The 1,174-nt window shown below is 67.0% G+C and carries 1 protein-coding gene; it reads left to right on the plus strand.

What is annotated here, in order from left to right:
• Window positions 1-17: 17 nt before the first annotated feature.
• Window positions 18-1,174, plus strand: a 1,157-nt coding sequence (locus AB9M23_RS22545) for an IS481 family transposase (RefSeq protein ID WP_372426946.1), incomplete at its 3' end; no start/stop codon positions are given.

The following is a 1,174-nucleotide window of genomic DNA, read 5'->3' on the forward strand; positions in this document are numbered from 1 at the left end:
GGGCGCGGGAGGTGTGGATGCCGTGGAAGGAATGCTCCGTCATGGAAGAACGTCTGCGTTTCGTCGCCAGGGTCCTCGAAGGAGAGTCGATGACCGACGTCTGCCGAGAGTTCGGGATTTCCCGGAAGACCGGGTACAAGCTGATGGACCGGTATCGCGAGGAGGGGCCGGTGGCGCTCGCCGATCGCTCGCGCCGCCCGGTCCGGTACGCGAACCAGCTTCCGGCTCCCGTCGAGCGCCTGATCATCGACACCAAGCGCGAGAAGCCGCATTGGGGCGCGCGCAAGATCCGCGAGCTCGTCGTGCGCCGCCTGGCCGGCGACGTGCGGGTCCCGGCCACGAGCACGATCCACGCCGTGCTCGATCGCCACGGGCTCGTCGCTCGTATGGGCAAGCGCCGGCGCAAGGCGACCGGGACGCCGCTGTCGACCGGCGCCGCGCCGAACGACCTGTGGTGCACCGACTTCAAGGGCGAGTTCAAGCTCGGCGATGCACGCTGGTGCTATCCGCTCACCGTCACCGATCACGCCTCCCGGTTCATTCTTCTCTGCGAGGCGCTGCAGTCCACCCGCGAGGAGCCGGTGATCACGGCTTTCGAGCGCCTGTTCCGCGAGCGCGGCCTGCCGGCTGCGATCCGCAGCGACAACGGCGTGCCCTTCGCAAGCCCCAACGGCCTGTTCAATCTCTCGAAGCTCTCGGTCTGGTGGCTGCGCCTGGGAATCGCCATCGAGCGGATCAAGCCCGGTCATCCCCAGCAGAACGGCCGCCACGAGCGCATGCACCTCACCCTGAAGAAGGAGACCGCACGGCCGCCGTCGGCCAACGCCGTCCAGCAACAGGAGCGCTTCGACGCCTTCGTCGCAGAGTTCAACGCCGAGCGTCCCCACGAGGCGTTGGACATGGCCATGCCCGCTGCGCGATACGCCCTATCGCCGAGACCATACAGGGGCCTGCCGGAACTCGACTACCCGCTCCACGACCGCGACGTCGTCATAACCGCCTGCGGTCGACTCTGCCTGCACCGCAAGAAGATCAACATCTCGACCGTGCTCGCCGGTCAGCGCATCGGAATCAAGGAGGTCGACGACGGCATCTGGCTCGTCAGCTTCATGCGCTACGATCTCGGCTACGTCGACCTCGAGCAGCGAACGCTTCAGCCTCTCGACAACCCGTT

The sequence above is a fragment of the Salinarimonas chemoclinalis genome (assembly GCF_041514305.1).
GTDB classification, from domain to species: Bacteria; Pseudomonadota; Alphaproteobacteria; order Rhizobiales; family Beijerinckiaceae; genus Salinarimonas; species Salinarimonas chemoclinalis.